This is a genomic window from Flavobacterium sp. (assembly GCF_035292545.1).
GTDB lineage: Bacteria > Bacteroidota > Bacteroidia > Flavobacteriales > Flavobacteriaceae > Flavobacterium.
Map to the genome: position 1 here is coordinate 78,317 of NZ_DATDPV010000033.1, position 6,424 is coordinate 84,740.

General features: G+C 37.8%; 8 protein-coding genes. 2 read left to right on the top strand and 6 right to left on the bottom strand.

The genetic code is table 11. The annotated features are described in order from the left end of the window. Positions 1-34: 34 nt before the first annotated feature. Entirely contained in the window at positions 35-598 is a 564-nt protein-coding gene (gene frr, locus VI621_RS05390; RefSeq protein ID WP_324217356.1) for a ribosome recycling factor, read from the bottom strand. Between the two features lie 68 nt (positions 599-666). Beyond that, positions 667-1,374 carry a UMP kinase gene (pyrH, locus tag VI621_RS05395; protein WP_324217357.1) on the bottom strand — a complete coding sequence of 236 codons (708 nt, stop codon included), beginning with the start codon at positions 1,372-1,374 and terminating at the stop codon, positions 667-669. Positions 1,375-1,582: 208 nt separating this feature from the next. On the opposite strand from pyrH, the gene VI621_RS05400 reads away from it, so the two are divergent. Next, a complete protein-coding gene (locus VI621_RS05400; RefSeq protein WP_324217358.1) occupies positions 1,583-2,188 on the top strand; it encodes a thioredoxin family protein in 606 nt (201 codons plus the stop codon). Here VI621_RS05400 and truB read toward each other — a convergent pair. From truB to VI621_RS05420, 4 genes are all read right to left on the bottom strand, one after another. Next, positions 2,160-2,867 carry a tRNA pseudouridine(55) synthase TruB gene (truB, locus tag VI621_RS05405; protein ID WP_414655484.1) on the bottom strand — a complete coding sequence of 236 codons (708 nt, stop codon included), beginning with the start codon at positions 2,865-2,867 and terminating at the stop codon, positions 2,160-2,162. The genes VI621_RS05400 and truB overlap by 29 nt on opposite strands. 7 nt (positions 2,868-2,874) lie before the next feature. Then, positions 2,875-3,684: an undecaprenyl-diphosphate phosphatase gene (locus tag VI621_RS05410; RefSeq protein WP_324217359.1), complete on the bottom strand. Its 810-nt coding sequence runs from the start codon at positions 3,682-3,684 to the stop codon at positions 2,875-2,877. 3 nt (positions 3,685-3,687) lie between these two features. Beyond that, positions 3,688-3,924, bottom strand: coding sequence for a DUF3098 domain-containing protein (locus tag VI621_RS05415; RefSeq protein WP_324217360.1), 237 nt, complete (start codon positions 3,922-3,924; stop codon positions 3,688-3,690). A gap of 74 nt (positions 3,925-3,998) precedes the next feature. After that, complete coding sequence (locus tag VI621_RS05420) at positions 3,999-4,874, bottom strand: cell division protein FtsX (protein ID WP_324217361.1); 876 nt, start codon at positions 4,872-4,874, stop codon at positions 3,999-4,001. A 308-nt stretch (positions 4,875-5,182) separates the two neighbouring features. Here VI621_RS05420 and VI621_RS05425 point away from each other — a divergent pair. Then, the coding region (locus tag VI621_RS05425; protein ID WP_324217362.1) for a class I tRNA ligase family protein at positions 5,183-6,424 on the top strand (1,242 nt) is incomplete at its 3' end.

Sequence of the window (6,424 nt, forward strand, 5' to 3'; positions counted from 1 at the left end):
CGCACGAAGCGGATTTTTATAATAAGGTAGCAATTTATACTTTCATAATTTCAGCTTCTTTAGCCACTAAAAGTTCATCGACTTTTCGGATAAAGCTGTTGGTTAAATTCTGAACTTCTTCTTCGGCAGTTTTGCAAATGTCTTCTGAGGTTCCGTCTTTTTCTAATTTTTTAATTTCATTATTGGCATCTTTACGAACATTTCTGATACCAACTTTGGCGTCTTCGGCTTCAACTTTGGCTTGTTTGGCCAAGTCGCGACGACGTTCTTCTGTTAAAGGTGGTACACTGATGATGATCACATCACCATTGTTCATTGGGTTGAAACCAATATTGGCTACCATAATGGCTTTTTCAATAGGGTGCAACATGCTTTTTTCATACGGTTGAATCGTAATGGTTCTTGCATCGGGAACATTCAGGTTTGCAATCTGAGAAAGCGGAGTTTGAGCTCCGTAGTAATCTACAAAAACACTTCCTAACATGGCCGGAGATGCTTTTCCTGCACGGATGTTTAAAAATTCTTTTTCTAAATGTGCAATAGAACCGGTCATGGATTCTTTCGTACTGTCTAATATAAATTCAATTTCTTCAGTCATTTTTTTTCGATTTTTCGATTTTTCGACGATTAGATTTTCGAGTATCTAATAATCTGATTATCGTCTAATTATATATTTACTACAGTTCCTATATTTTCTCCTTCACAAATTTTTACCAAATTGCCTTTTTTGTTCATATCGAAAACGACGATTGGCAATTTATTTTCCTGACTTAACGTGAAAGCAGTGGAGTCCATTACATTTAATCCTTTTTTGATTACGTCTTCAAATGTAATAGTATCAAATTTTGTAGCATTCGCATCTTTTTCAGGATCGGAACTATAAATACCATCCACTCGTGTTCCTTTCAGGATAACATCCGCGTGAATTTCAACACCACGCAAAACGGCTGCGGTATCAGTTGTGAAATATGGATTTCCTGTTCCGGCTCCAAAAATTACAATTCTGCCTTTCTCAAGGTGACGAACTGCTCTTCTTTTGATATAAGGTTCCGCAATGGCTTCGATTTTTAAAGCAGTTTGCAAACGCGTCAGCATTCCTTTTTCTTCCAAAGCACCTTGTAGTGCCATTCCGTTGATAACGGTAGCCAGCATTCCCATATAATCGCCTTGAACGCGATCCATTCCGTTACTTGCTCCGGCAACTCCTCTGAAAATATTTCCTCCACCGATAACAATGGCAATTTCTACCCCTTTGTCGTGAATTTGCTTGATTTCTTCGGCATATTCGGCTAATCTTGCGGGATCAATTCCATACTGTCTTTCGCCCATTAACGCTTCGCCACTTAATTTCAGAAGAATTCTTTTATATTTCATCGTGTTGTTTTATGAAGTGCAAATATAGACATATTCTCTTTTTTTGAAATATACTTTTTTAAAAAATAAATATTTGACTTCATAATTAGATTCCATCGACTAGTCATTTTTGGTTTTTATAACTTCAGAAAATTTTCTTTTAATGTGATAAATGTCATTTAATTTTCTTTTTAAAGGAGTAATTTTGTATTATATAAAAACAAAATTTATGAAAACTGCCGTAGCTAAAGCCTTGCCTAACAGTCATTCCTATTCGGGTTACAGAAAATTAGTTTCTGACTTGGTGCTTGAAGGAAAATCTTCAGGAAATGAACAGTCCGAAGACCTGACGCATTACAGTACTTTGAATGAAACGCGAATGAATCGTCTGGAAAAAACGATTTCTGTTGCTGTTGAAAATATTGAAAAGTTACAATCGTTAAAAAACGAATACATCTGGCTGGTTCTGGCCGAAGGCTGGTGTGGTGATGCCGCTCAATTACTCCCAATTTTCAATAAAATGGCAGCTGTTTCCGATAATATTGAATTGAAAGTCGTGTTCCGTGATGAAAATGAAGAACTGATGAATCATTTTTTAACCAATGGATCTAAATCTATTCCGAAATTGATTGTTCTCGACAAAGAAACTTTAAACATTGAAGCTAATTGGGGGCCAAGACCAAAAGGGGCTTCGGATTTAATTAAAAATTATAAAGAAAAGTTTGGTTTGGTTGATGAAACTGCAAAAACGGACTTGCAATTGTGGTATTTGCACGATAAAGGACTGGGTACCCAGAAAGAATTGGTTACTCTGATGCTTGATCTGGAGCTATAGAATCTTCAAACAAAGTCACATCCATTGCCTTCGCCACATCATAATCGCCGATTTTCGTGCGTCGTAAAACGGTCAGGTGCGAACCTGAATCCATCGCTTTTCCAAAATCGAAAGCTAATGAACGGATGTAAGTTCCTTTGCTGCAAACGACTCTGAAGTCTATTTCAGGAAGTGCGATACGCGTAATTTCAAATTCGTGGATCGTAGTTTTTCTAAAGGCAATTTCAACAGTTTCTCCAGCGCGGGCATGTTCATATAAACGAACGCCATCTTTTTTAATAGCTGAAAAAATAGGTGGTTTTTGATCGATTTCGCCTAAAAATTGCTTCACCGTTTGATGAATCAAAGCGTCATCAATATGTTCCGTTGGGAAAGTTTCGTCGATTTCGGTTTCTAAATCATACGAAGGGGTTGTGGCTCCTATATAAAAAGTTCCGGTATATTCTTTGGCCTGACCCTGAAGTTCCGTAATTCGTTTGGTGAATTTCCCTGTGCATACCAATAACAATCCGGTTGCTAAAGGATCTAACGTTCCGGCATGACCAATTTTGATTTTTTTCAAACCCAATTTGCTTTTTAAAGCCCACTTCATTTTGTTCACGGCCTGAAAAGAAGTCCAATGCAAAGGCTTGTCAATCAGTAAAATTTGTCCGTTTTGGAAATCTTCAGCGGTTGTCAATTGGATGTTATTTTATATATGAAAAGTAAATTAAAAGAAAAATTCCAACAATAATTCGGTACCATCCCCAAGGTTTAAAACCATATTGTTTAATGATTCCGATAAAGAACTTGATGGCAATAATGGCCACTATAAAAGCGACAACGTTTCCAATCAAAAATAGTTTTATGTTTTCGTCTGATTGCAAAAGGAGTTCATATCCTTTCAGCTGCGAGGTTTCATACGTTTTCAAAAATACCGAATACATTGTCACGGCTAACATTGTTGGAACCGCCAGAAAGAACGAAAATTCCGCTGCAGCCTGACGTGTCAAACCTTGTTGCATTCCGCCAATAATCGATGCGGCCGAACGGCTTGTTCCCGGCATCATGGCAAGACATTGCCAAAAACCGATAATTACCGCTTTTTTGATGGTAATGTCTTCTTCCGTCGCAACAGTTGGATTTTGAAAACGACTGTCAACAAATAGCAATATAACACCGCCAAGAATCAATACAATCGCAATGGGAATTGGATCTCCGAGAACCGCTTCGATTTTATCATCGAATAATTTCCCTAAAACCAAAGCCGGAATTACGGCACAAATTAATTTGATGTAAAAATTTAATTTAGAAAAATCGAAAAACTTTTTCCAATACAAAGCGACCACAGCCAAAATAGCCCCAAACTGAATAGAAACCTGAAACAGTTTTACGAAATCGTCATTCTGAATATTAAAATAAGAACTCGCGAATATCATGTGACCCGTAGAAGAAATCGGAAGATATTCTGTTAAACCTTCAATAATGGCAAGAACAATAGCTTGAAAAAGATCCATTCGTTATTTTTTCGGATTTTTAAAAATAGAATAAATGGCAATTCCAAAACCAATTAAAACCACCGTCGGCGCCAATCGAATTCTTCTGAAACTGAAAACCGCTTCATTAAATACTTTTGGATCATCGCTTCCGCCACCAGACATTAGGATGAATCCCAAGATTATTACGCCTAAGCCAATTAAAAGAATTTTATAATTGATGCCTTCAAAAAGAAAGTCGTGCTGTTGTTTGTTTTCCATTTCTTATGTTGTTGTATTGTAAAGTTGAATGATAAAAGTTCGAATTAACGAATTACCAAATCAACGAATAAACATTAATATAAATCGTCTGTTCTTAAATTTAAATAACGTTGTGTCGCAAAATAAGTACTTAACCAAGTGATTAAAATTCCGCCAACAATTACGCCCAATAAAACCAAACCAATCATCAGTTTGTCTGCCAAAATTCCTAAATTAGGATAACTGTTATCAAGATAAAACAATGTTGCAATCAAAGCTAAAACAGCCAAAACAGATCCGGCCAATCCTAAATTGATACTTCTCCAAATAAAAGGTTTTCTGATAAAAGATTTCGTAGCACCTACCATTTGCATTGTCTTAATGATAAATCGGTGCGAGTAAATCGACAAACGCATCGAACTGTTAATCAATAAAACCGCCACCAAGGTCAGGAAACCGCTGATAATCAAAATCCAAAAACTCACTTTTTTGATGTTATCATTCACCAGATTCACCAGCTGTTTGTCATAAACAATATCCGAAACCATTACATTGTTTCTTAACTCTCTTTCAATTTTACGAATACTGTCAGAAACAATATAATCGGCTTTCAGGTGAATATCATACGAGTTTTGTAGCGGGTTAGTCCCCAAGAACGTCATGAAATCTTCACCAATAATATCGGTATGTTGTTTAGCGGCAGCTTCTTTAGAAACATAAACACTGGATTTTACAAACTTCGACGTTTTCAATTCGTCGCCAAAAGCTTTCAAAATACTGTCGTTCGCGTCGTTACTGAAGAAGACGGTCATCGCAATTTCTTCCTTGAAATCGTCCGATAATTTTTTGGAATTCACGACGAACAAGCCCAAAATACCCAACAAAAAAAGCACTAAGAATACACTTAGAACTACCGAAAAATAAGACGAAATTAACCTGCGTTTTTGAAATTTATCGTAAGAAGAACTCATATATCATTGTAATTATTGGGTAAAAATAATAAAGTATTTCTTTATATGAAGTTAATAACGCTCAAAGTTTCAACTTTCGTACAATAAATGTAAATTTGTGCCCTTGAATTCATTTTTTTTGTATAGAAGCATAAGGTTTGGGCTTTTTTGGAATTGCAATTCCCGCTGTCCGCAGTATCCTTTTTGTTCTTAAAGAAAGAACAAAAAGGATACTTGCTCCCATCAGGGCTAATTAACCAATGCCATCGCCTATTTATTTAGGGCTGTCAAAAAATAATAAAAAACACAAGTCAACACGATATCATAGCATGAAATACAATCCGAACGAAGTAGAAGCCAAATGGCAGAAATATTGGGCCGAAAATCAAACTTTTGCCGCACAAAACCATTCCGACAAACCAAAATATTATGTTTTGGACATGTTTCCATATCCATCCGGAGCAGGATTACACGTCGGGCATCCGCTTGGATACATCGCTTCCGATATTTACGCGCGTTTCAAACGCCACAAAGGATTCAATGTATTGCATCCGCAAGGATACGACAGTTTCGGATTACCGGCCGAGCAATATGCGATACAAACGGGACAACATCCGGATAAAACCACCAAAGAAAATATCGCACGATACCGCGAGCAACTTGACAAAATCGGATTTTCATTCGATTGGAGCAGGGAAGTGCGCACCTCAAACGCCGATTATTACAAATACACGCAGTGGATTTTCATCCAATTGTTCAATTCCTGGTACAATAAAACCTCCGATAAAGCCGAAGATATTTCGACATTAGTTTTCATCTTCGAAAAAGAAGGAAATGCCAATGTAAATGCTGTTTGCGATGACAACATTGTTCCATTCACCGCAGCCGAATGGAATGCTTTTTCATCCGACAAGCAACAAAAATTACTATTACAATATAGATTAACTTTCCTTGCCGAAACCGAAGTGAACTGGTGTCCTGGATTAGGAACCGTTTTAGCGAACGACGAAATCGTAAACGGCGTTTCAGAACGCGGTGGCCATGCCGTGATTCGTAAAAAAATGACACAATGGAGCATGCGAATTTCAGCATATGCCGAACGTTTGTTGCAAGGGTTAGATACTATCGATTGGAGCGAAAGCATCAAGGAAAGCCAAAGAAACTGGATTGGGAAATCTGTTGGAGCTACCGTTTCATTTAATGTCATCCCGAGCGCAGTCGAGGGACTTTCTCATAAAATAGATGTTTTCACGACCCGTCCAGACACGATTTTCGGAGCAACGTTCATGACTTTGGCGCCAGAACACGAATTTGTTGCCCAAATCACCACACCCGATCAAAAACAAGCGATAGACCATTATATCGAAGCCACCGCAAAACGTTCCGAACGCGAACGGATGGCGGATGTAAAAACCATATCCGGTGTTTTTACCGGAGCGTATGCCGAGCATCCGTTTACCAAAGAACCGATTCCGGTTTGGATTGGCGATTACGTTTTGGCAGGTTACGGAACTGGAGCCGTTATGGCCGTGCCTTGCGGCGACGAGAGAGATTATGCTTTTGCGAATTTC